The organism is Psychrobacillus psychrotolerans, assembly GCF_900115805.1.
GTDB classification, from domain to species: domain Bacteria; phylum Bacillota; class Bacilli; order Bacillales_A; family Planococcaceae; genus Psychrobacillus; species Psychrobacillus psychrotolerans.
Map to the genome: position 1 here is coordinate 85,451 of NZ_FOXU01000005.1, position 21,656 is coordinate 107,106.

General features: G+C 36.1%; 20 protein-coding genes. 10 read left to right on the forward strand and 10 right to left on the reverse strand.

Annotation, left to right across the window (positions count from 1 at the left end; genetic code table 11):
- Positions 1 to 61 precede the first annotated feature (61 nt).
- Positions 62 to 451 (reverse strand): NUDIX hydrolase, encoded by a 390-nt coding sequence (locus BM260_RS11180; RefSeq protein ID WP_093537434.1) that lies wholly within the window; start codon positions 449 to 451, stop codon positions 62 to 64.
- A 155-nt stretch (positions 452 to 606) separates the two neighbouring features.
- Between BM260_RS11180 and BM260_RS11185 the strand changes: the two genes are divergently transcribed.
- The 5 genes from BM260_RS11185 (at position 607) to BM260_RS11205 (ending at position 4,398) form a co-directional block, all read left to right on the forward strand.
- Positions 607 to 2,193, forward strand: a complete 1,587-nt coding sequence (locus BM260_RS11185) for a DUF2339 domain-containing protein (protein WP_093537435.1) — start codon at positions 607 to 609, stop codon at positions 2,191 to 2,193.
- A gap of 22 nt (positions 2,194 to 2,215) precedes the next feature.
- Positions 2,216 to 2,644, forward strand: coding sequence for a DUF1801 domain-containing protein (locus BM260_RS11190; RefSeq protein WP_093537436.1), 429 nt, complete (start codon positions 2,216 to 2,218; stop codon positions 2,642 to 2,644).
- Between the two features lie 100 nt (positions 2,645 to 2,744).
- Complete coding sequence (locus BM260_RS11195; protein WP_093537437.1) at positions 2,745 to 3,464, forward strand: YebC/PmpR family DNA-binding transcriptional regulator; 720 nt, start codon at positions 2,745 to 2,747, stop codon at positions 3,462 to 3,464.
- 110 nt (positions 3,465 to 3,574) lie between these two features.
- Positions 3,575 to 4,027, forward strand: coding sequence for a hypothetical protein (locus BM260_RS18440; RefSeq protein ID WP_175496278.1), 453 nt, complete (start codon positions 3,575 to 3,577; stop codon positions 4,025 to 4,027).
- Positions 4,024 to 4,398, forward strand: a complete 375-nt coding sequence (locus tag BM260_RS11205) for a DUF5412 domain-containing protein (RefSeq protein ID WP_093537438.1) — start codon at positions 4,024 to 4,026, stop codon at positions 4,396 to 4,398. The genes BM260_RS18440 and BM260_RS11205 overlap by 4 nt, the downstream gene beginning before the upstream one ends.
- Before the next feature lie 151 nt (positions 4,399 to 4,549).
- Here the strand turns inward: BM260_RS11205 and BM260_RS11210 are convergent, their stop codons facing one another.
- Both BM260_RS11210 and abc-f read right to left on the reverse strand, forming a co-directional pair.
- Entirely contained in the window at positions 4,550 to 4,972 is a 423-nt protein-coding gene (locus tag BM260_RS11210) for a DUF4395 domain-containing protein (RefSeq protein ID WP_093537439.1), read from the reverse strand.
- A gap of 165 nt (positions 4,973 to 5,137) precedes the next feature.
- Entirely contained in the window at positions 5,138 to 6,793 is a 1,656-nt protein-coding gene (gene abc-f, locus BM260_RS11215; RefSeq protein ID WP_093537440.1) for a ribosomal protection-like ABC-F family protein, read from the reverse strand.
- A 436-nt stretch (positions 6,794 to 7,229) separates the two neighbouring features.
- Between abc-f and dapD the strand changes: the two genes are divergently transcribed.
- A complete protein-coding gene (dapD, locus tag BM260_RS11220; protein ID WP_093537441.1) occupies positions 7,230 to 7,943 on the forward strand; it encodes a 2,3,4,5-tetrahydropyridine-2,6-dicarboxylate N-acetyltransferase in 714 nt (237 codons plus the stop codon).
- Between the two features lie 11 nt (positions 7,944 to 7,954).
- Positions 7,955 to 9,079, forward strand: a complete 1,125-nt coding sequence (locus BM260_RS11225) for an N-acetyldiaminopimelate deacetylase (RefSeq protein ID WP_093537442.1) — start codon at positions 7,955 to 7,957, stop codon at positions 9,077 to 9,079.
- 112 nt (positions 9,080 to 9,191) lie between these two features.
- Here the strand turns inward: BM260_RS11225 and asnB are convergent, their stop codons facing one another.
- The 4 genes from asnB to BM260_RS11245 form a co-directional block, all read right to left on the reverse strand.
- On the reverse strand, positions 9,192 to 11,036 hold the full coding sequence (gene asnB, locus BM260_RS11230) for an asparagine synthase (glutamine-hydrolyzing) (protein ID WP_093537443.1): 1,845 nt from the start codon (positions 11,034 to 11,036) through the stop codon (positions 9,192 to 9,194).
- 109 nt (positions 11,037 to 11,145) lie between these two features.
- A complete protein-coding gene (locus tag BM260_RS11235; protein WP_093537444.1) occupies positions 11,146 to 12,831 on the reverse strand; it encodes a methyl-accepting chemotaxis protein in 1,686 nt (561 codons plus the stop codon).
- 582 nt (positions 12,832 to 13,413) lie between these two features.
- Positions 13,414 to 14,652: an ABC transporter permease gene (locus tag BM260_RS11240; RefSeq protein WP_093537445.1), complete on the reverse strand. Its 1,239-nt coding sequence runs from the start codon at positions 14,650 to 14,652 to the stop codon at positions 13,414 to 13,416.
- Positions 14,645 to 15,544: an ABC transporter ATP-binding protein gene (locus tag BM260_RS11245; RefSeq protein WP_093537446.1), complete on the reverse strand. Its 900-nt coding sequence runs from the start codon at positions 15,542 to 15,544 to the stop codon at positions 14,645 to 14,647. Before BM260_RS11245 ends, BM260_RS11240 begins: the two co-directional genes overlap by 8 nt.
- Before the next feature lie 129 nt (positions 15,545 to 15,673).
- Between BM260_RS11245 and BM260_RS11250 the strand changes: the two genes are divergently transcribed.
- The gene (locus BM260_RS11250) at positions 15,674 to 17,095 is read left to right on the forward strand and encodes a stalk domain-containing protein (RefSeq protein ID WP_093537447.1); all 1,422 of its coding nucleotides are present in this window, start codon (positions 15,674 to 15,676) and stop codon (positions 17,093 to 17,095) included.
- A gap of 103 nt (positions 17,096 to 17,198) precedes the next feature.
- On the opposite strand, the gene aroD is transcribed toward BM260_RS11250, so the two are convergent.
- Positions 17,199 to 17,954 carry a type I 3-dehydroquinate dehydratase gene (gene aroD / locus BM260_RS11255; protein ID WP_093537448.1) on the reverse strand — a complete coding sequence of 252 codons (756 nt, stop codon included), beginning with the start codon at positions 17,952 to 17,954 and terminating at the stop codon, positions 17,199 to 17,201.
- A gap of 68 nt (positions 17,955 to 18,022) precedes the next feature.
- Here aroD and BM260_RS11260 point away from each other — a divergent pair, with 68 nt between their 5' ends.
- Both BM260_RS11260 and BM260_RS11265 read left to right on the forward strand, forming a co-directional pair.
- A complete protein-coding gene (locus BM260_RS11260; protein ID WP_093537449.1) occupies positions 18,023 to 18,874 on the forward strand; it encodes a GNAT family N-acetyltransferase in 852 nt (283 codons plus the stop codon).
- A gap of 112 nt (positions 18,875 to 18,986) precedes the next feature.
- On the forward strand, positions 18,987 to 20,006 hold the full coding sequence (locus BM260_RS11265) for an STAS domain-containing protein (protein ID WP_093537450.1): 1,020 nt from the start codon (positions 18,987 to 18,989) through the stop codon (positions 20,004 to 20,006).
- 81 nt (positions 20,007 to 20,087) lie between these two features.
- On the opposite strand, the gene BM260_RS11270 is transcribed toward BM260_RS11265, so the two are convergent.
- Both BM260_RS11270 and BM260_RS11275 read right to left on the reverse strand, forming a co-directional pair.
- Positions 20,088 to 20,660 (reverse strand): hypothetical protein, encoded by a 573-nt coding sequence (locus BM260_RS11270; protein WP_093537451.1) that lies wholly within the window; start codon positions 20,658 to 20,660, stop codon positions 20,088 to 20,090.
- A 93-nt stretch (positions 20,661 to 20,753) separates the two neighbouring features.
- A complete protein-coding gene (locus tag BM260_RS11275; protein ID WP_093537452.1) occupies positions 20,754 to 21,596 on the reverse strand; it encodes a TetR/AcrR family transcriptional regulator in 843 nt (280 codons plus the stop codon).
- Between the last annotated feature and the right edge of the window lie 60 nt (positions 21,597 to 21,656).

Here is a 21,656-nt window from a genome sequence, read left to right on the forward strand (position 1 = left end):
ATATGTATCTTAGTGGAATACATAGAGGCAATCCTGTCATTTTGTGCTTTTATGGGACTGCCTATTCTTCTGTAATTAGCTCGATAATTTCTTTAGGACGAACATCCAAAGAGGAAAGCTCTTTAACATCCAACCATATTGGTTCATAGCCACCCCTATGAGGAGAAGGATCCGTATACTCTTCTCCAATACCTGGTCCAAATTTCCCTCCAATTATATCTGCTAGGAAAAAATGTTGAGTGCCGCTTTGTTCAATAACTTTAAAGGGGCGCTGGATTCTTACATGTACCCCAATTTCTTCAAATGTTTCCCGGATCGCTGCTTGCTCTGGAGTTTCGCCTTTTTCTAATCCCCCACCAGGAAATACATAATAAGTCATATGAGGTTTCGTGCGCTTAATGAGTGCTACTCGTCCGTTTTCAATAATAATAGTTGCTCCACGATCTCTCATTTTTTCTCACCATCCTATAAAGATTAAGTTATTTTATATTATATATGAAAGAAGACAAAGAAGAGGTATGGAAGAGTGGGTTTTTGTTTAAAGGATATTTTGAATGTTTGTCTAATAGTATGAGTAGAACGTATTATTCAAAAAGGAGGGATTGAATGGAGAAGAGCGAACTTCTTGAAAAGAGGATAGAGCAGTTAGAGAAACGGATTCTATTTTTAGAAGACCAAATACATATTAAACCATCTACCTCACCACCTCACCGACCTGTCATTCAACAACAAGAACAAACGAAGGAACCTGTGGAATGGGATGTGTTAATCTTTCAGAAAATACTTCCCCCTTTATTTATTGTCGTATTTATAATGGGAGTAATTTGGGGATTCAAAGCAGTGTCGGATTATGGCTTTTTACAACCAATCGTAAAAGTAATTATTGGGTACATTGTTGGTTTTGTATTAATCGTGTTAGGTATATGGCAAATTAAAAAAGGTCGCAAGAATTTAGGGCATATGCTTCTTGTTGGTTCTATTCCGATCCTAATGTTGACCACTTTTGCAATGCATCAACTATATGATATATCTGGACCAACCCTAGCTTTTATTCTCAATCTTATGTGGATAACATTAGGGGTATTTCTTACTTTTAAATACCGCTCGCAAGGGATCGGTATTGTTGCAATAGTAGGGGGCGTATTTGTTCCATTTTTGATAAAGAGTACTTCACCGAATATCCCTTTATTTTCTTTATATGAAACAGTTCTTTTTACGGTATTTTTATGGATTGCCTTAAAATATTCCTACAAGGTATTATATTTTATTTCGATTGTTTTCTTACAGGTAGCAATATTAGTATTCTTTATTTTTACAAACGTACCTGATGGATATAAATGGATCGCAATGCTTCCTATATTCGTACAACATGGTGCATTATTGGCTATTCTTTTGAAAACAAATCAGATGCTAAAAGAACAAGCATACACTCTATTTTCCATTATGCTTTTAACTGCTATATGGATTCGTGTAATATTCACAGATAACGAAGCAACGGTTTTAATGACCATTATTACGCTCATCTATGGGGTTTGTTATTATGTATATCGTGAGGACTCTGTTCGTGCACCTATTTTTATCGCAAATGCATCTGTTACTTTGCTTAATATAATGCAACTTCAAATAGACAATTTATTATTTGAAGGAATTATTGGATTTATCTTCATCTACTTTTTCATCTATAAAAAGTTCAAACATATATTACACCTTATTCTTTTGAGTATTAGTTATATCGTGGCTTTCTACAAAGTTCTATCTTTTTCTATTACGGGCTGGGTATCCTGGGAAATGCTACACTGGACAGTGTTTTTAATAGGTACAGGGTATGGAATCTATTTGTTAACAAGGCTATTTAAAGATAAAACTATTTTAAATATCGGCGTATCTTTTGTTGCAATTATGCTTCTATACTACTTGCACATGATTGCTGTCTTAGTTTCTGGGGATAGTGGAAGCAATATGGAACGGGTCGTTACTAGTTCGTTATGGATTATCATGGCTATATTATTCATGGTCTTTAATCGTATTTCGTTGCCTCAAGGTAAATACGTCGGTGTCAGTATTTTATTTGTAACGTTAGCAAAAATTATATTATTCGATATTTCATTTGTCTCTGTAGCTATTAAGGCATTATTATTTTTAGTTCTAGGCGTGGTTGGACTCCTCGTATCACGGGCTTATTATAAAAAGTAGTTATAGATTGGGGATAGAAAAAATGGCTAAATACGAAGCTAAGATGAAAGAAACAGATTCTGATGTAATTGAATTTATAGAGGCTGTCGATCATCCGAAAAAACGAGAAGATGCTTACAAGCTTTTAAAAATTTTTGAACAAACTTCAGGCTATGAGGCTAAAATGTGGGGACCGAGCATTATAGGTTTTGGAACTTATCATTATAAATACGCTTCAGGTCACGAAGGGGATGCTCCTTTAGTGGGCTTCTCGCCGAGAAAAGCAAAGCATAGTTTGTATATTGCATCGGGAGAGACGACGCGAGATGAAACACTTAAACGACTGGGAAAGTATACAGTGGGAAAATCATGCGTGTATATAAATAAAGTCGATGATATAAATGAAGATGTTTTGAAGGAAATGATTAGAAATGCCATAGCATTTATACAAGAACTATATCCAAATCAATAGTATATTAATGGAAGTTAATGTATTTATTTTGCTAGTTTATAAGGGTTTCATGTATAATGTTACAGTATAAAACTTAGCTTAGCGAAAGAGAGTGGGACTTATGGGTCGTAAGTGGAATAATATTAAGGAAAAGAAAGCTTCCAAAGACGCTAATACTAGTCGTATTTATGCGAAATTTGGTCGTGAAATATATGTTGCTGCAAGACAAGGTGAGCCTGATCCTACATCTAACCAAGCGCTTAAAGTAGTATTGGAACGTGCAAAAACATACAGTGTGCCTAAGCATATTATTGATAAAGCGATTGAAAAAGCAAAAGGTGGATCCGAAGAAAGCTTCGATGAGCTTCGTTATGAAGGTTTTGGACCAAGCGGTTCAATGGTTATCGTTGATGCACTTACAAATAACGTAAACCGCACAGCATCCGATGTACGTGCTGCATTTGGTAAAAATGGTGGTAATATGGGTGTCAGTGGTTCAGTTGCTTATATGTTTGATGCAACAGCCGTTATTGGTTTAGAAGGAAAAACGGCTGATGACGTTCTGGAAATTTTGATGGAAGCGGACGTTGACGCACGCGATATTTTAGAAGAGGAAGATACAGTAATCGTTTATGCGGATCCTGATCAATTCCATGCTGTACAGGAAGCACTCAGAGCTTCAGGAGTTACAGACTTTACAGTTGCAGAACTAACGATGCTTGCTCAAAACGATATTGCATTAGATGCAGACGCTCAAGCGCAATTTGAAAAAATGATTGATGCTATTGAAGATTTAGAAGATGTTCAACAAGTCTACCATAATGTAGATTTAGGAGAGTAATAGTGAAAAAAGCTGATCCAACGTAGTTTTCTACTTTGGATCAGCTTTTTTATTTGAGTGATGGAACAGAAATTTAACAAATACGTCCAATGTGAAGAGGGGGTTATTATTTGAATAGTAAAATAATAATTCGGATTGTTATTGTCATTATTCTTTCTATATCAATTTTATTTCCAAATAAGTCTTTAGCAGATTGGGCGTATGCATTTGTTGTGTGGGATGACTACGTATATGTTATCACCGATGAACAAGTCGATGAGGTAGATAAAGAAATTGGTCATGTAACGAAGTATTCAGATAGGGAAGGAACCTATTCTGGGAATTTCTCCAATGTCTATCCAAAAGGGACGAAGTATTATAGCATCCAAGGGATAAATTCGGAGGAAGCCATTGCTATACAGGAGGACGATGGAACATATATTCAAGCTACAAGAGATGGAGAATACGCTAGAAACAAAGATGGAATAGATAATGTTATTACTCTAGCTTTCATTGGAGCAATTTTACTAGTTATTACTTCAATTGTAAGAACTAATTATTATGGGAAAAGGAGAGAAGGATGAACAGAAAAGTAAAAGTAATTCTCCTCGTAACAATTATACCTATTACGGTGATTCTAGTACTATTAGGAATCTTCCTATATACATTTTTTGTTAGTATGGAAAGTCTACCGAAAGGAGAATTTTTAGTGGAGGAATCATCACCAGATGGGAAATTCACGTTAAAGGCCTATGTTACAAACGGGGGAGCTACTACTTCCTATGCAGTTCGTGGAGAACTCGTTTTCAATGAAAAAAATGGGAAAACCAAAAATATATATTGGAATTATAGAGAAGAAGATGCGGAAATTTCTTGGGTGGATAATGATACAGTAATTATCAATAATCATACTTTAAATGTCCCAAAGGAAAAATATGATTTTAGATCTCATTAGTGTTAGTGGAGGTATTTAACATATTAAAAATGTTCGGACTGGAAGACAAATAAACAGCCTTTCCATTTTCGAAGGAAAGGCTGTTTTTCTTAATAGCAAAGCCAGCGTCTGTTTAGCTCCGGTGCTGACCTAGGCGTTTCTGTCCTTCTGTTTAAGCTACCGATTTCTTTCTACGATAGTTCCACTGTTGAAACTGGAATCGGATGAAACAACCAATACAAAATCCTGCTATTGCAATGGAAGCGGCAAGGCCAACCATAATAGTTGCGATATTAAATAATAACGACCAGTTTAGAAAGTAGCTAATTGTAGCTACTAACAAGAAACCAACTGCCAGCCATTGATTAAATCTTAGTTGTGCATAATCATCTTGAATATATTGAGAGGCAGGTTTAGACAAGAACCACCTTTTGGCTACAACTAAAATTGGATGGAAACCTGTTAATAAACTGGATAAATTGGCAACTAACGGAATAAGTAATATCCACGCAGATTGAGTTAGAAGAGCAATGATTACAGATAAAACAATAGTCCATTGGTTGAGCATTACAAGTGGTTTAGGAATTGTTTTCATTTTAAAACCTACTTTTCTTATCGGATTTTATATTATTATATGTTGATAGTCCATGAAAGTAAATAGAGGGACATATATAATCATATTTCCTGGGAAATTGATAAGATGTGATTTGAAACGACAAATACAATAAAAGTAACTTCAAGATAGGAGCTGCCTTCTATATTATTTCTTTTTTAAGTCGTTTATTTTCTTAGTTAGTTCATTGAATTGTACATCGAGTTCACTATACTTAGGGGCATTATTTTTTAGGAAACTGAGTTTGCCGAGAACTGCCTGCCGTTCCGTTTCTAGTGTTAAGAGTTGTTTTTCAATTGAAGACTCATTGTTTCTATGCATCCATTCGTTATAGTTCATTTCTACCTTTCGAATCGATTCATTTTCAAAAATCAGCAATTTATTTGTTAATTTTTCTAAGAAGTATCGGTCATGTGTCACAAGTAAAATAGTGCCTGGAAAAGTAGAGAGTGTTTTTTCTAACTGTTCACGAGAAGGGAGATCTAAATGGTTTGTTGGTTCGTCTAATAGTAAGACATCTTTTTGGTCGAGCATGAACTCCATTAGCTTCAGCTTCACCCGCTCTCCCATACTCATTGTTGATATAGGCCGCATCCAGTGTTCTTTTGAAAAGCCTAAGTTAGTCATTAGTGTTTGGATAAGTCCTCTTATCTCAAAGTCAGTCGGTCCAAAAAATTCAAATGGTGTTAGGTTTTCAGGTAAGTCGAACACGGTTTGGCGTAAATAGCCAATATTCATAGATTCGGTTTTCCAAAGATCTCCTTGATAACTTTCTTCTCCTAATAGCATGCGAAAAAATGTTGATTTTCCACTACCGTTAGAACCTAATAACCCTACGCGTTCTTGAGCTTGTATGGTGAAAGAAGTAGGTTGGAAGAGTGTGCTATTTTTAAATTCTTTTCTAAGACCTTTTGCTTCGATGATGCGTTTACCTTTTTTCTTGTTTCCTTCAATGGAAAAAGACACATCTTTTTCTTTATCAGGTTTATCGACAGTGTTTTTAGTAAGTTCCAGTTCTAGCCTTTTCTTTTTGGAGCGTATTTGCACATCCATTTTTTTAGCTTTAACTCGATAATACTCCTTGTTGAATTCATGCTTGGTAGAATCCGCATGTGCTTTGGATGACCAGTTTTTCAGTTCGGTAATTTGCCTTTCCACTTGCTGTATTTTTGATTGTTGCGCATCATAAAGTCTTTGTTGTGTCAGGATTTTTTCTGCTTTTTTATCCCTATAAGTCGAATAGTTCCCAGCGTATGCCGTCAGTTTTTTATTTTCAACTTCCCAAATATAATCCGCTACCTCATCTAAGAAGTACCGATCGTGAGAAACTAGAACGATCGTGCCATTATAAGTGAGAATCTGTTTCCTTAAGTAGGATAAGCTCTCCTGATCCAAATGATTTGTTGGTTCATCTAAAAGTAAGACTTGAGAATTCTCTGCGAATGCACGAGATAATCTTCTTTTCATCTTTTCGCCGCCACTCAGTTGTGCAAATTCTCTTCCTTCTGGAACAGTCCATTTACTTAAAGCGGCTAGCTTATCAAGTTCATCTTCTTTTTCACTAAAGTGCTCATCTTCTTGCTGAAAGTAGCTTATAGAAGGGGGAGTTCCGATCCATTCAACCCTTCCGCTAGTAGGAAGGACTTCATTGGAAAGAATCGTGAGTAACGAAGACTTACCTTGTCCGTTTCCACCAACAATTCCAATAACTACATCTGCTTGTATATCTCCTTTTACATTCTTTAAGATTACATCGTCGCCAAAAATAATGCTTATATCATTTAATTTTCCTAATATTGTCATACAAACAACTCCTTTTAGAGGAATAAAAAAATCCCTCCGTATAATACGGAAGGATGTTGCTGACCATAAAGCATATACGAAAAACGCTACATATTCAGTGCTATGTAGAGAATACCGTACGTATTGTAAGAATAATGGGCAGACTAATCCTATTTCCGTTTGCGTATAAAATATTTTTTTCTGCATGAAGCAGCAAATATTATGCAAGAAATAAGATTATATAATCATAGTCCACCCATCGTCCCTTCAAATTTGTTAATTGAATTATAGCATATTTTTACCTGATTTGCCTAGAAAACGGGTAGAAACAAGTGACATATGGAAAGAGTTAATTGAAAATATTAATTTTACATTATATTTCGTGAAATGTATTTAAATTCGTGATTTTTAATAAAAACTCCTGTAGAATGAATACATATTTGAGGAGGTATGGAGAATGAAACAATTAGATGCACATGAAATTATTTCATATATTCAACACGCTAAAAAATCAACGCAAGTGAAAGTATACATAAAAGGAAACGGCATAGATCAGATTTCTTTCGGGGAACATACAAAAGTTTTTGGGGAGGGAAATTCTCTAGTATTATTTGGAGAATGGTCTGAAATTGAATCCGTTTTAAATGAATATAAAAATCAAATTGATGATGTAGTCGTGGAGAATGAAAGTCGTAACTCCGCTATTCCACTTTTGGACCTAAAGGGGATAAACGCACGTATCGAGCCAGGTGCAATTATTCGAGATCAAGTTAGTATTGGAGATAATAGTGTTATTATGATGGGCGCACTTATTAATATTGGTGCAGTTATTGGTGAAGGTACGATGATTGATATGGGCGCAGTTCTAGGTGGACGCGCAACTGTAGGGAAAAATTGTCATATTGGTGCTGGCGCAGTGTTAGCAGGAGTAATTGAGCCACCTTCTGCAACTCCGGTAATTATAGAAGATGACGTAATGATTGGCGCGAACGTGGTAGTTCTTGAAGGATGTAGAGTTGGTAAAGGTGCAGTTGTAGCTGCGGGTGCCATAGTTACTAAGGATATCCCTCCATATACGGTAGCTGTAGGAGCACCTGCAAAAGTCATTAAAGAAATAGATGATCAAACAAGATCGAAAACGGAAATCATGCAAGAATTACGTCAGTTGTAAGTTGGTGGCTGATGAAAACCTTACAAGATATTCGGAGAGATTTACATCGCATACCTGAATTAGGTTTTGAAGAAGTAAAAACACAAAGTTATTTATTGGAACAAATTCGTGCGCTTCCACAAGATAGACTAACCATAATTACTTGGAAAACAGGGATTGTCGTAAAAGTAGAGGGAACAGAACCTACACAAACGATTGGTTGGAGGACGGATATAGATGGTCTACCGATTACGGAGGTGACTGGACTTCCATTTGAATCTAGCCATCCTGGTAAAATGCATGCTTGTGGTCATGACGTTCATATGACGGTGGCCCTTGGTTTACTTAGGAAACTAGTAGAAAACCCTATCAAGGATCATGTAGTTATTCTATTTCAACCAGCAGAGGAAAGTCCCGGAGGTGCACTTCCAATGCGAGAATGGTTAAAAGAAGAACAAACGGCTTTAATGCCCGATAAAATATTTGCCTTTCATGTAGCACCTGAATATCCTGTTGGAACAGTAGCCACTCGTCCAGGTTTACTTTTTGCTAATACATCTGAATTATTTATCGATGTAATTGGAAAGGAAGGGCATGCGGCATTTCCGCATCAGGCGAGAGATATGTCTGTTGCAGCAGCTACACTATTATTGCAATTACAAACGATTGTAAGTCGTTCTATCAATCCTATGGACCCAGCGGTTCTTACGATTGGGAAGTTCACTTCTGGAACAGTACAAAATATTATTTCTGGTCACGCTAGGCTAGAGGGAACTATTCGTACGATGGATGCAGATACGATGGCGATTATTAAAGAGAAGATCGAGTCGTTTTGTCGAGCGACAGAAATTGCTTTTGAATGCTCTGTTCAGATAGACTACGGTTCGTCCTACTATCAGGTGAAAAATGATGAGCTACTTGCGAACGAGTTTTTAGCCTATGCGGAAGTACATTCAGCAACGAATGCCATTTTATGTGATGCGGCTATGACTGGTGAAGACTTTGGTTATTTCCTTCAAGAAATACCAGGCCTGCTATTTTGGGCTGGAGTTAACTCATCATATGGACTGCATCATCCGAAGCTCAGTCCCGATGAAGCTGTGATAGACTATCTAGTTCCATTTATAGATGCCTATTTCCGTAAAATTTCAAACTAAAAAGGATTTACTCTGTTTAGTACAGAGTAAATCCTTTTTAATTTACTTGCTTTCATCATGCACTTACTCAAGGGGCCGGTAAATATATTCCATTCTATTTGGTTAGTATCTTTTAATCCACTAGTTGAACATTACATTCTTTAAACCAAATATCCATCTGTACCAAGTATGCCAGAAGCTGCGGTCCAGACATTAACTGGCCAAACCATGGTACTTTAAATGCTTCTCCGTTGGATTCGACAAGGTCAGCTAAGCGTTGCTTTTGGAACAGTTCGTGTAGAATAGAGTTTTTGTCTTGTAATTGCTCTTTCAACAAATTACTCACAATAGCTGTATAAACAGGATTATGTGTTTTTGGGTATGGACTCTTTTTACGATAAAGTACATCAAATGGCAGACTGCCTTCAAATGCCTTTCGTAATATGCCTTTTTCCTGATTGCCGACCATCTTGTATTCCCATGGAATATTCCATGCATACTCTACCAGACGATGGTCCGCAAAGGGTACACGCACCTCTAAGCTAGCCCCCATACTCATACGATCTTTCCTATCTAACAAGGTCGTCATAAACCACGTCATATTCATATAAAATAATGCGCGTCTTTTTGCGTCAATTTCTGATTCGCCTTCCAAAAGAGGAGTTTCAGCTAAAGTAGTGTCATATGCATTTTGTACATATTCTTCAATATTTAATTTACCTTGCCAACTATCATTCAATAACTGGAAGCGTTCACTAGTAGATCGTATCCAAGGAAACCCTTTTTCTGCATTTCCTATTTGGTGAAACCAGGGGTAGCCACCAAATATTTCATCCGCACATTCTCCAGATAAACCTACCGTAAAGTCCTGTTTTATTTCTCGGCAGAACCATAGTAAAGAAGAATCGATATCGGCCATGCCTGGAAGATCCCTTACGTGAACAGCCTCTCTTAAATACTCTGCTAGTTTTTGTTGGGTAATAATAGAAAAATGATGGTCCGTTTCTAAATGGTCCGTCACTTTTTGTATCCATGGAAGATCGCTTGAAGGTTGAAAAGTATTACCTTTAAAATGATGGTCATTATCTTGATAGTCGATGGAGTACGTATGCAGTGGGGATTTGGAATCCTGAGAATAGGATTTGGCTGCTATTGAAGTGATAATACTGGAGTCCAAACCTCCAGATAGGAATGTACAAAGGGGAACGTCTGATACAAGTTGTCTTTCTACAGCATCGGTTACTAATGAATGAACCTTTTCCGTAGTTTCATCTAAAGAATCTGTATGTTCCTTGCTTTCTACATTCCAGTAACGCCAAGTCCGAATGCCGTTGCGAGTTAAACTGAGTGCATGGGCAGGGCGTAATTCATGTATATCCTGGTACACGCCAGAACCAGGGGTACGTGATGGACCTAATCCAATGATTTCGGCTAGACCATTTCTATTAATGATAGGGGAAATAGCAGGATGGGCAAAGAGCGACTTTTGCTCAGAACCAAATAGGAAACCGCCGTTTTTTTCTGTATAAAAAAGTGGTTTCACTCCAAGGCGATCGCGCGCTATAAACACTTTTTGCTCCGACTCATCCCATATAGCAAATGCGAATATTCCATTAAAATGGTCAACACAATTTTCCTTCCATTCTATATAGGAGGTCAATAATACCTCTGTATCTGAATGACCAGAGAAGCTATGCCCACGTTTCAATAATTCTCTTCGGAGATCCTCTGTATTATATAATTCTCCATTATACGTAAGTGTATATTCATTAGAATGATAGGTTTTAGTCATCGGTTGCTTTCCGCCGACTGGATCTACTACTGTTAAACGGCGATGTCCAAATATGGCGTGCGGAGAATTCCAAATATTATCGTCATCTGGGCCACGCTTCTTTAAGGTTTCCGTCATTTTAGCAACTGCTGATAATTCGTTTCTCAAATCCCTTTGAAAATGAATCCAACCAGTAATTCCACACATATATGCATCCCTTCTTTCATCCATTATTTTATGCAAGAGGTGGAAAATTGTATCAAAAAAGACAATCACACAGGTTTTTCACACCTAACGATTGTCTTTAGTATATTAATTAAATTTTAAATTTATTAATTTCTTCCTGAACTACCATTGCACCTTCACTTAAAGACTTCGCAACGGAAGTGATCTCTTGGATAGTTGCAGTTTGCTCCTCTACAGCAGCAGCAATCATTTCAGATTGTTCAGCTGCATTAGTTGCCGCGGAAGACATTTCATTAACGGAAGCAGAAACTTCTTCTGTGCTTGCAGAGATTTCCTCAGTTGAAGCAGAGACCTCTTCAATCTGAGAAGACATTTCTTGTATCGAGCCCATAATATTATCAAATGCTCTTTGTGCATTTTGAATATAGTTAACTCCTTGATCTACATTCTGTACAGTAATGTTAACTGCATTTTCCACTAGTTTTGTATCCTGTTGGATCAAAGTAGTTAACTCTGTAATTTGACTAGCAGAGTTTTTCGATTCCTCCGCAAGTTTTCTTACTTCATCTGCGACTACTGCAAATCCTTTACCATGTTCACCTGCACGAGCCGCTTCAATAGCTGCATTTAATGCCAATAAATTTGTTTGTTCGGTTATATTTGTAATAACTTTTGTAATACTTTCAATTTCAGCTGATTGAATACTTAGCTGCTTAATACGTTCGCTTGTTTCGCGAGAAGATTTTTGGATAACTGCCATCTGCTCCTCAGCAGTTTTCAATGTTTTTTCGCCGTCAGTTGCAACAGTCTGCGTATCAATAGCTTTCGAGTGAAGACTTTGCGTCGCTTCAGCAATTCTTTGTACTCCGTGTGCAGTTTCATCCATTGCAAGAGAGCTTTCTCTACCCATTTCAGCGGAATGACTACTACCTTCAGCCATAGTTTCTATACGCGTTGCAACATCGTTAGAAGAAATAGAAACTTCATCTGTACTTGCTGCTAACTCTTCTGAAGCTGCAGTTGTCTGTTGTACATTGATTGATACGTTAGCAATAAGACCATGGAGATTCTTTTTCATTAAGTTAAATGAATCAGCTAACTTAGCGATTTCATCTTTTGTTTTAACAACAACGTCGTCTTGACTTAGATCGCCTCCTGCAATAATTGCTGCTGCAGAAGCTAAACGGTTAACTGGACGAGTGATTGAGGAAGTAATAAATATTCCAACTATGATAGCAAAGATAGTTGCGATAATAGCAACAACTACTATCAATATTTTTGTAAAATTAGCTGCTTCTGTGGACTCTTTGCTTCCTTTATCTACTTCGCCAGATTGAAATTTTGCGATTGTATTTACTGCGCTTTGTATTCCTTCGTTAGCAGGTCGTGCTTTTTCAGCTAATATTTGAGTGGCAGAATCTAAATCGGTTGCTACGAAACCAGAAAGTATCTCTTCCGCAGCTTCTTCGAATTTAAGTTGACTTTCGGTTAAAAGTTGAAGCTGTTCTACATTAGAAGGAACATTAATAATTTTTTTTAATTCCTCTGTTTTTGCATGGATTAGAGTTTGTTGTTCTTCTAAATTTTTAAGTGTTTCATCGGAGGGGGCAAGAATGTATGAACGCAAGTATAACCCTTGAAGCGATGATGCATTTAAAATTTCATCTACCTGAAGTAGTTTGTAAACTCGATCTTCAATAAGAAAAGTGTATTGATTATCAACCTTAGTTAATTGTGTGAATGCTATTACTGAAGTTAGTATTAGAATAGCGACTAAAACACCAAAGCCAGAATAAAGTTTTGTCTTAATAGACATAGTAGTTTCCTCCAATATGAGCTGTAAAATATTTATTTGTTACTTATATACTATATGCGTCTTAATTGGTAGGTCAATAAGATTATTTAAGAATAATATTAATAATAAAAAAATAAGATTTATTTGTGAAATTTCAAAGGAATACTGTAAATTTCCATATACGTGACGATAATTAGGTAATAGGTCTATGTAATTACGTTACTTTTTACACGTGAATTAACATAATAAAAAAGTCGTAAAAGATTTCTCTTTTACGACTTTCAGTTTGACGACAAAGGTATTTTTATAAACGGTTATGAATAGTAATAAATGTCCCTAAGGGTGTTTATTCATCTTATTAAAAGTAAGATATTAATTACTCTATTGGAACTGTTTATAAGGCAAGGTTCACCACGAAGACTCCTGTGGGATAGCTTGAGCTGAAGACCCCGCAGGAACGTAGTGACGAGGAGGCTGAAGCCAAGCCCACGGAAAGCGAAGTGGTGGGCCTTGCCGAGTTTAATATTCAACTCTATACACCTAAAAATGAGTTTGTCTACAGTCTAAAAGTCGTAAAAGATTTCGCTTTTACGACTTTTTTTCTTATGTTGTTACTTTAAGCACGGTCTTAATTTTTTGGATTATTCCTCCACTACTATAAGTTAGTACACTTCGTTTATAGAAGGACAAGCTTAGTAGGAACATAAGAACTACAGTTACTATTAATATAGCCATGGACAAAATTGGTTCGAATGTAGATATGTCAGTGGCGCCAATTCGTAGTGGCATGACCATACCCGACGTAAACGGAATATAGGAGAACACTTTTATGAGCATCGTATCAGGACTTGCCATTCCAGAGATTAGCACGTAAAAACCAATAATTCCAACCATCATCGCTGGCATCATAGCTTGACTCGATTCCTCTACTTTGGATACTAACGACCCTAATAATGCACCCAATATCAAATATAAAATGATTGTGATCAATAAAAAGGCTACTGAATAACCGATAAATGCAAGAGATAGTTCATTGGCAATTTCCTGTACAACATCCCATTTTGAGCCTCCGTCAATAAATGCGAATAACAATCCTTGAACGAGTAATAATCCCCCAATTTGTGTTAACGCTAAAAGAAACGTTCCAGTTAATTTCGCCATAAAATGCGTAGTTGGTTTCACGCTAGCAAGTAAAACTTCAAGAACGCGCGAACCTTTTTCGGAAGCAACATCCGTTGTAATCATCGATAAGAAGGTCATAACAAATGAATAAATTAGAAAACCTACTAAAAAGGAAGCACCAATTCCAGCAGCTTTCTCATCCTCACTTTTACCTGAGACAGATTGTTCATTCAGATTTTTCATCGTAATGATAGTTTCAGATTGCAGAATTTTATCCGCTTCTTCTGCAGTTAAATTTAGCTGCTGCACTTCATATATTTTCCCTGCGTATTGAAGGGTAGAAGAAAGGCTTAGCTGATCATTAAATGTCAGCGGTTCGAAGGTGGCAATTTCTGCTGTGAGTGAATTATCTTGATCTTCCACGAAAATGACAGCCGCAAAGTCCCCGTCAACTACTTGTTTTTCTACCTTTTCAAGATCCTCGGTTGGAAAGCTAAATTCTAGATCGCTAGTCGACTCAAATAATGCCTCAATTTCCACATCTGTTTCGTTAATAAGAGCTATTTGTAGAGCGTCTTCTTGGAAAAATGCCTCCTTAATGTCTGACCAGAACATAACACCACTGATCACCGCCACATATAAAATGATAGAAAATATAAATGATTTTGCTTTGACTTTTTGAACGTAAAGTTGCTTAACTAACAACCAGAATTTAGACATGCTTAGCACCTACCTTATCTTTGAATATTTCATCTAATGATAAATAATCCAAACTAAATTTTTCTATGTATTTGCCATTAGATACATAGTCAAAAATAGGCTGTGCATACGATTCATCCTCAAGTGTAAGTGTGTATTGATCTCTGCCCGTTTGAACATCTCGTACACCATGTAGTCCTGCTAGTACTTCTTTAGGAATTTCTGTACGTATAGTTAACTTCGTTTTTCCGTATTGTTTCTTCAAATCCAGTAAACTTCCAGTAAACAAGGATACGCCACGTTTTAGTAGGCATAAATGGTCACAAAGCTCTTCGACATTATCCATTTGGTGACTAGAAAATAATATAGTTGTTCCTTTATGCTTTAGGTCTAGAATTGCAGACTTTAGCAAATCCATATTTACTGGATCCAAGCCACTAAAAGGCTCATCTAATATAAGGAACTCTGGTTGATGTATAAAGCTTGCGATTAATTGGACTTTTTGCTGGTTTCCTTTGGATAAGGTTTCTGCTTTTGCTTTTCGCTTATCGTCTAATTCAAAACGATCAATCCAGTAATCTACTTCTTTTTTTAGATCCTTTTTAAGCTTTCCTCTTAACTCGCCAAAAAAGTATAGTTGGTCTTCCACAGTCATGGCAGGGAAGATGCCTCGTTCTTCAGGTAAGTAGCCTAGAATATCTCTATTAATGGAATTTATATGTTGGCCATTCCACATAATGCTACCTTCAGTTGTTTCCTGTAAGTCTAAAATCATACGAAATGTTGTAGTTTTACCAGCACCATTCTGACCGATCAGTCCAAATATTTCTCCCTTTTCAATTGTAAAGGACAAACTGTTAACAGCTACGAAGTCTTGATATTTCTTAGTTACTTGGCTTATTGATAACGTCATATTCAAACTCCTATCTTTTTTCTCTTTAAACTTTATACGAAACAACATAAAGAATGTTTCATTTAATTTGTAACGTTTTTGTAAATTACACCGTCAAATGGAAAGAGAAGAAAAAAGAGGAGTGATTGGATGAAGAAAATATACGGAGCTTTTGTAATGATTTTAATGTTCGGGCTTGTATGGAGCCAAGGTTCTGCCTTTGCACAAAGTGATGAAGCAAAAGTAGAAACGACTAACTTTATAAAAGCAACCGGGGTTATAACAAAAGTGGAAGAAAAAAAGGGAACTGTTACTTTAACGGTAGAAACAAATGGTAAAGAGCCACAGATTACTTTTTACAATCTAACGGATGAAACAATGGTATACAATAGTGGATCGACGAAGGAAATGGAAAAATTGGCGTTTCAAAAAGGTCAACAAATAGACGCCTATTATGATAAAGATAAACCGATGATTATGATATATCCAGCACAAATTTCACCCGAATTAGTTATTGTGCATGATGCTAAAACATTCGGTTCTGTTAAAGTAGGGAAATTTGATGAAGAGCTTCGTAGTTTAGACAATGAATTGAATTTGAATGTAGATGACAAAACAATTCTAGAAAATACCGACGGAGAAAAAATAGCAAGAGCAGACTTAAGCGGAAAAGAGCTTATTGTATTCTATACGATGGCTACTAAAAGCATTCCTGCTCAAACAGCTCCTATTAAAATAGTAGCTATGTCCTCACCTGGTGAAGTTAGTGATACGTCCGACTTCATAAAATTTTCAGGTGTTATAACAGAAATAACAAACGATAAAAATAAGTTAGCGCTTACGGTAGTGACAGAAGAGGATGAGCCAATTACGACTATCTTCACACTTGATAAAAATGTACGATTGTTTAAAGGAAAAAACGCAGAGACAGTTAAAAAAGAGTCTTTCCAAATAGGGCAGAAAATAGAGGCTTATTATGATAAAAACAAGCCAATGATTTTAATTTATCCAGCACAAATAACTCCGGAACTTCTCTTTGTTCCTGGCAAAGAAGAATTTAGTTTTGTGAAAGTGGCGAAGTTTGACCAAGATATGATTAGTTTAGATCGAAAACTTCAGTTAACTATTTCCGAAGAAACTGAATTGCGTAATGAGAAAAACGAAGTAATAACTCAGGAGGATTTAGTGGAAAAAGAGCTTATTGTCTTTTATGCTGTTACTAAAAGAGGGATGGAAGGCGTACCCGACCAAACAACTCCATTGAAGGTTGTTGCTCTAAATTATCTTTCTCCTGATTTAAAACATATTATTGAAAATGATCACTTTATACAAAATGGGACAAAAATGATTCCGCTTCGTAAAGTAGCAGAGCAACTTGGATATGAAGTAAAAAGCTATTCTACTTCTACGCAAAAGTTAGTGACACTTTTAAAAGGCAACAGTTCTTTCCAGATTTTTCGCGATACAAAAGCTTTTAGTTACAATAAGAGCCTACAATTATTTTTAGAAAAACCGGTGTTAAAAGATAAGAAAACATATGTATCAGAAGAAATCCTAGATATATTAAAATAAACAAAACCCCGTCCTTTTCTAGTAGAAAAGGGTGGGGTTTTATTAGTATTTAATGATGAATTTCTAATTACCGGCGGTGACTCCTGCACAATGAGAACAGCTGCTACTCTTGTTTTGTATGTATTAACCCTAAAATATATTTAAGGTCAACGGCTGGAATTTGCCCTGGAGCAGAAGAAGCTACGCCAGAACCAAATGTTGCGGCGGAGCCAAAAACTTCTCCAGCGAGTCGACTAATTACACCAGTAGAAGCCATAGCCATAGTAATAATTGGACGGTCTGCATATAAGGAGTACATTGTGTAGGTTGCATCTAGCAATGTCAGAACATCTGTTGGATTGTTTGGCATTACAGCGATTTTAGATATATGTGCATCTAACTCTTGCATTCTTTTAAGTCTCCATATGATTTCTTCCTTGGCGGGAGTCTTTTCGAAGTCGTGATTAGACATAATGATGAAAACGTCCGTTCCTTTTGCTGCTTGCATTATTTCCGTCACTTTCGGGGAAAACAACTCCACGTCTATCAAATCAACTTCTTTTGTTTTCATCACTTCTACTAGTAGGGTTTCGTAGTAGGAGTCTTCTATTATTTTACTTCCACCTTCACGATGTGTTCTAAAAGTAAATAGAAGAGGGGTGGGATATAGTACTTCTCGCAATGTGGAAAGTGTTTTTTTTACTTTAGTAATATCTTCAATTCCCTCTAAAAAGTCCGCTCGCCATTCAATGATTTCGAAGTTAGTTTGAAGGCTTTTTATCTCTAAAAGAAGCTCTTCTATTGTTCTTCCTATAAGGGGAACAATAACTTTTGGAATACCCATTCCTATATGGATATCTCGAATTGATACAACTTTCATAAAAGTATACCCCTTCCTTAGTGTTTTAAGTTATATTAACATACAAAGATATAGAGGAGGTCAATTATATGAATTTTCAGCATTATGAAAGTGTAGAAAAATTTGCGGGCAAAGTAACACCCTTTTTGGAAACAAACGAGGATAAGTTCAGCTTATTTCTTGGTGTTTTAAACGGGATAAGAGCTGGAGCATACAATAACCCTTACATGGCAACTATTGAAGAGGAAGGTGAGTTATTAGCAATTTTTCAAATGACCCCTCCCCATCCCCTAAATATTGTATTTGTAGATAAAAAGCATATATCTGCTTGTATTGACTTATGTACCGCAGAATTGATTAAACATTCCATACGAGTAGAATCCATCATCAGTGTAAAGGAATGGGCTATTATGTTTGCGGAAAAGTGGAAAGAAAAAACAGGAGGAACATACTCTTTCATGATGGATCAAGGACTTTATAGACTGGACCAAGTAGAGGTGTCTCTTAAAATGAGTCCAGGCTCATGGCGTTACGCAACTCTTAACGATGCACTTCTAATAGAGAAATGGTATAGCCAGTTTGAACGAGATACTGGATTATCAACGACAGCTCCAGTAGAAATAAAAAAACGTGTGAATAAAATGTTAGAGGGTAATGAAGTCTTTCTTTGGGAAAACCAAGGGGAAGTTGTATCCATGATGAAAAAGGCTAGGCCAACAAAAAAAGGGGTTACGGTTTCACTTGTTTTTACACCAGCAGAAAAACGAGGAAAAGGGTATGGAAGAACTGTGGTTGCGGCAGGTAGTAAAGAGTTATTAAAGGAATTTGAGTTTTGTGTGTTGTATACAGATATGCTCAATCCAACCTCCAATAAAATTTATCAGGAAATTGGGTATAAGAAGCTAGTAGATTCTGTTCATTTGAAGCTGGAAACTATATAATTTTGTCCTTTTATGCCTTGTAGTAGTAAACTAAATTTATAGTAGAATCTCTTTTAGTGTAGGAAGTTTACTGGTACATACATAATTTCGAAAATATAAAGGGGTCTTATAAATGGACAAACAGGCAGGTATTGATATAGGTGGAATTAGTTTTAACTGGGATCTGGAAAAAGGGGAGTTTCTATTTGAACAACAGGACGCTGTTCTTTTCTGGGTTTCCTCTGCGATGAAATCCTTCTTCGATACAATTGAAGAGGTTTCTGGAGTTGAAGCATCAAACTTAGTTTTTGAAGCTACAGGATTTCGCCAGGGGATAGTGGTGGGAGAGTACTTTCAAAATATGAAAAACGTAAGTGTTACAGAAGCAGTTGGTCTTATTACAAACACATATTCTTCCGCTGGCTGGGGATTAGCTAAAGTAGAAAATCTAAATATCGAAGAAAAGACCTTCACTGCAAAATTTAAAAATAGCTGGGAATACAAAATAAATAAAGCACAAGAAAAGTCGGTGGGAGGAAAATACATGCCTGCCCATTATGCTGGCATATTCTCTGGACTTCTAAATGAAAATATGTGGTATGAGGTAGTAAAAGATCAAATACAAGGTCATGAATTTACAGAAGTAAAGTACTTCCCATCTACTATTACAGTAAATCATAATATTGGTCAGCTTGCTCGAAAAACAGAAATGGATGAGATTCTTCATTTAGAAGCAGTAGTGGAGGATAAAGTAAGAGACTTAACTGAATTAGTACAGGAACTCTCATCACCTATTATTCCCGTGTTGGATGGAATAGTTGTGGTACCGTTGATCGGTAAGTATGATGAAGACCGTTCAGAGGCATTACTAGAGAAAACATTAACTAATTTACCTTCACACAAGGCAAAGTATGTAGTACTTGATTTAACAGGACTGAATGAAAATATCAGTCAACATACAGCGAGTTTTATCGAAAAAATCGGGTCAGCTTCCACTTTAATAGGTGTGACGACGATACTAGTGGGTATCTCCCCGCAGTTAAGTATTATTATTACTCAGTCAAATGTTCAATTATCTAACTTCGATTGCTTCCAAACATTACAGCACGGTATACACTATGCGTTAGCGCAAATGGGAAGAAGGATAATTTAATCTTTATTGTCATACAAAAAGAGCTAGACAAAGTTTGGGGTAAAGTAAGTACCCTTTTGTCTAGCTCTTCGTATTTCCTTATCATTTTTCGTCTTTATACTTCTGCCTTATTTCTTCTTGAGTTTCTTGGTATTCTTCTTCAATATCGGTTGTCTTGTATATAAAAGGTTCATGGTTGTAATCTGTTCGTTTTCCATAACGAAGCATTTCGTAAATGATCATTCCATTGTTTGGCATCCCATTTATAGTTCTCATAGGAATAATATCGAACAAAACATAATAAAACGCATAAAACACAAACCGATCCCAAAATGTTCGATATTCTTCTAACAGACCGTTTGCCAATAACGCGTTTAGGACTAGAGCTACCGACAGATTCATCAGAATAGGACCTGCGTATATACATATATACGCTAGTTTACTTTCTCTTTTTAGAGCGTCGTATGAAAACCAACTAAATAGATGATAATGTTTTCGTACATCAATTATCCAAAATTTGAAAAGTCTAGGTCCAGATCCAATAGTCAATCTGGGGTTCTTTACACCGAAAATCTCACTTACTATTAAATAACCCGTTTCTCGCAAAAATATAACAATTGGCAAGATGATAAAAGCTGAAATTATTAAAGAAAGCAAATCTGAAAAACCAAACATTTTATCTCAACTCTCTTATTATTTGAAGTGTTGTGTATAAAATACCCGATTTATGTCAGTACGAACCTTGTAATAATCTCCAATAAAGCATGCTTATTTAATAGAGTTTAACTTTAAATAGTTACGGAGCAAAAATGCAATCCATTTACAATTAGGGTAATCTTGAATATTTTTTAACAGGCCTTCTACTAGGGCGGGACTAAGAGAGGGCTCCAATAAATGCTGTTTTAACAAACTCAGAGACTCTTGTTCAAGTGGTTCTTCCGCTTCATTTAAACTTTGTTCTAGAACTTCTAACAATTGATCGTTTGTAATTTCTGTTTTAGACAACCGTCTGAGTTGAAAAATTTCTTTAGTGACAAATGGAATGGTGACCTGGGATGCAAGTAAATTTGTTTTTTCAACTAAAGATTGTGCAAGTTGTTCCAAATCTACCGGAACATTGTTGAATAATATCAACTCTGAATAGATACTTATAAAACCTTTAATACAATAGACTAAATCATATTTGGTATTTTCGATTCTTTCTCCAAATAACTTTTCTGTCATGGTTAGGATAGTTTTCTCTAATAACTTATCATAATCATGAAACTTTAATACAAGCTCGCTATTAAAAGAGTGTGACTGCTCCTTCATTAAAATTTTAGCGAAATTTGAATGTTTTTGGGAGGCTTGAAACATTGTAAAGTAAAAATTATATAATGATAATTCATTATTTTGCATGTTAGTGACCTGGTAGTCAGTATTTGAAATCATTTGACTCATAAATTGATCGATTAATGCTACTATCAATTCGTCTTTCGATTTAAAAGACAAATAAAATGCTCCTTTAGAAATACCGCAACGTTCTGTAATTTGTTGAACAGAGGTTGGTTCGAATCCTTGTTCTGCAAAAAGCTCTAATGCTCTTTCCATAATTAACTGTTTTTTACCCATTTAAAACAATCGCTCCTAGTTCATATTGTTGACAACTGACTAATTAGTCATTATTATAAG

Coding starts and splice junctions, on each gene's coding strand:
- dapD (WP_093537441.1), top strand. CDS start 7,230: ATGAAACAATTAGATGCACATGAAATTATTTCATATATTCAACACGCT.
- BM260_RS11205 (WP_093537438.1), top strand. CDS start 4,024: ATGAACAGAAAAGTAAAAGTAATTCTCCTCGTAACAATTATACCTATT.
- BM260_RS11250 (WP_093537447.1), top strand. CDS start 15,674: ATGAAGAAAATATACGGAGCTTTTGTAATGATTTTAATGTTCGGGCTT.
- BM260_RS11225 (WP_093537442.1), top strand. CDS start 7,955: ATGAAAACCTTACAAGATATTCGGAGAGATTTACATCGCATACCTGAA.
- BM260_RS11260 (WP_093537449.1), top strand. CDS start 18,023: ATGAATTTTCAGCATTATGAAAGTGTAGAAAAATTTGCGGGCAAAGTA.
- BM260_RS11240 (WP_093537445.1), bottom strand. CDS start 14,652: ATGTCTAAATTCTGGTTGTTAGTTAAGCAACTTTACGTTCAAAAAGTC.
- aroD (WP_093537448.1), bottom strand. CDS start 17,954: ATGAAAGTTGTATCAATTCGAGATATCCATATAGGAATGGGTATTCCA.
- BM260_RS11235 (WP_093537444.1), bottom strand. CDS start 12,831: ATGTCTATTAAGACAAAACTTTATTCTGGCTTTGGTGTTTTAGTCGCT.
- BM260_RS11270 (WP_093537451.1), bottom strand. CDS start 20,660: ATGTTTGGTTTTTCAGATTTGCTTTCTTTAATAATTTCAGCTTTTATC.
- BM260_RS11190 (WP_093537436.1), top strand. CDS start 2,216: ATGGCTAAATACGAAGCTAAGATGAAAGAAACAGATTCTGATGTAATT.
- BM260_RS11275 (WP_093537452.1), bottom strand. CDS start 21,596: ATGGGTAAAAAACAGTTAATTATGGAAAGAGCATTAGAGCTTTTTGCA.
- BM260_RS11180 (WP_093537434.1), bottom strand. CDS start 451: ATGAGAGATCGTGGAGCAACTATTATTATTGAAAACGGACGAGTAGCA.
- BM260_RS11265 (WP_093537450.1), top strand. CDS start 18,987: ATGGACAAACAGGCAGGTATTGATATAGGTGGAATTAGTTTTAACTGG.
- BM260_RS11185 (WP_093537435.1), top strand. CDS start 607: ATGGAGAAGAGCGAACTTCTTGAAAAGAGGATAGAGCAGTTAGAGAAA.
- asnB (WP_093537443.1), bottom strand. CDS start 11,036: ATGTGTGGAATTACTGGTTGGATTCATTTTCAAAGGGATTTGAGAAAC.
- abc-f (WP_093537440.1), bottom strand. CDS start 6,793: ATGACAATATTAGGAAAATTAAATGATATAAGCATTATTTTTGGCGAC.
- BM260_RS11245 (WP_093537446.1), bottom strand. CDS start 15,544: ATGACGTTATCAATAAGCCAAGTAACTAAGAAATATCAAGACTTCGTA.
- BM260_RS11195 (WP_093537437.1), top strand. CDS start 2,745: ATGGGTCGTAAGTGGAATAATATTAAGGAAAAGAAAGCTTCCAAAGAC.
- BM260_RS11210 (WP_093537439.1), bottom strand. CDS start 4,972: ATGAAAACAATTCCTAAACCACTTGTAATGCTCAACCAATGGACTATT.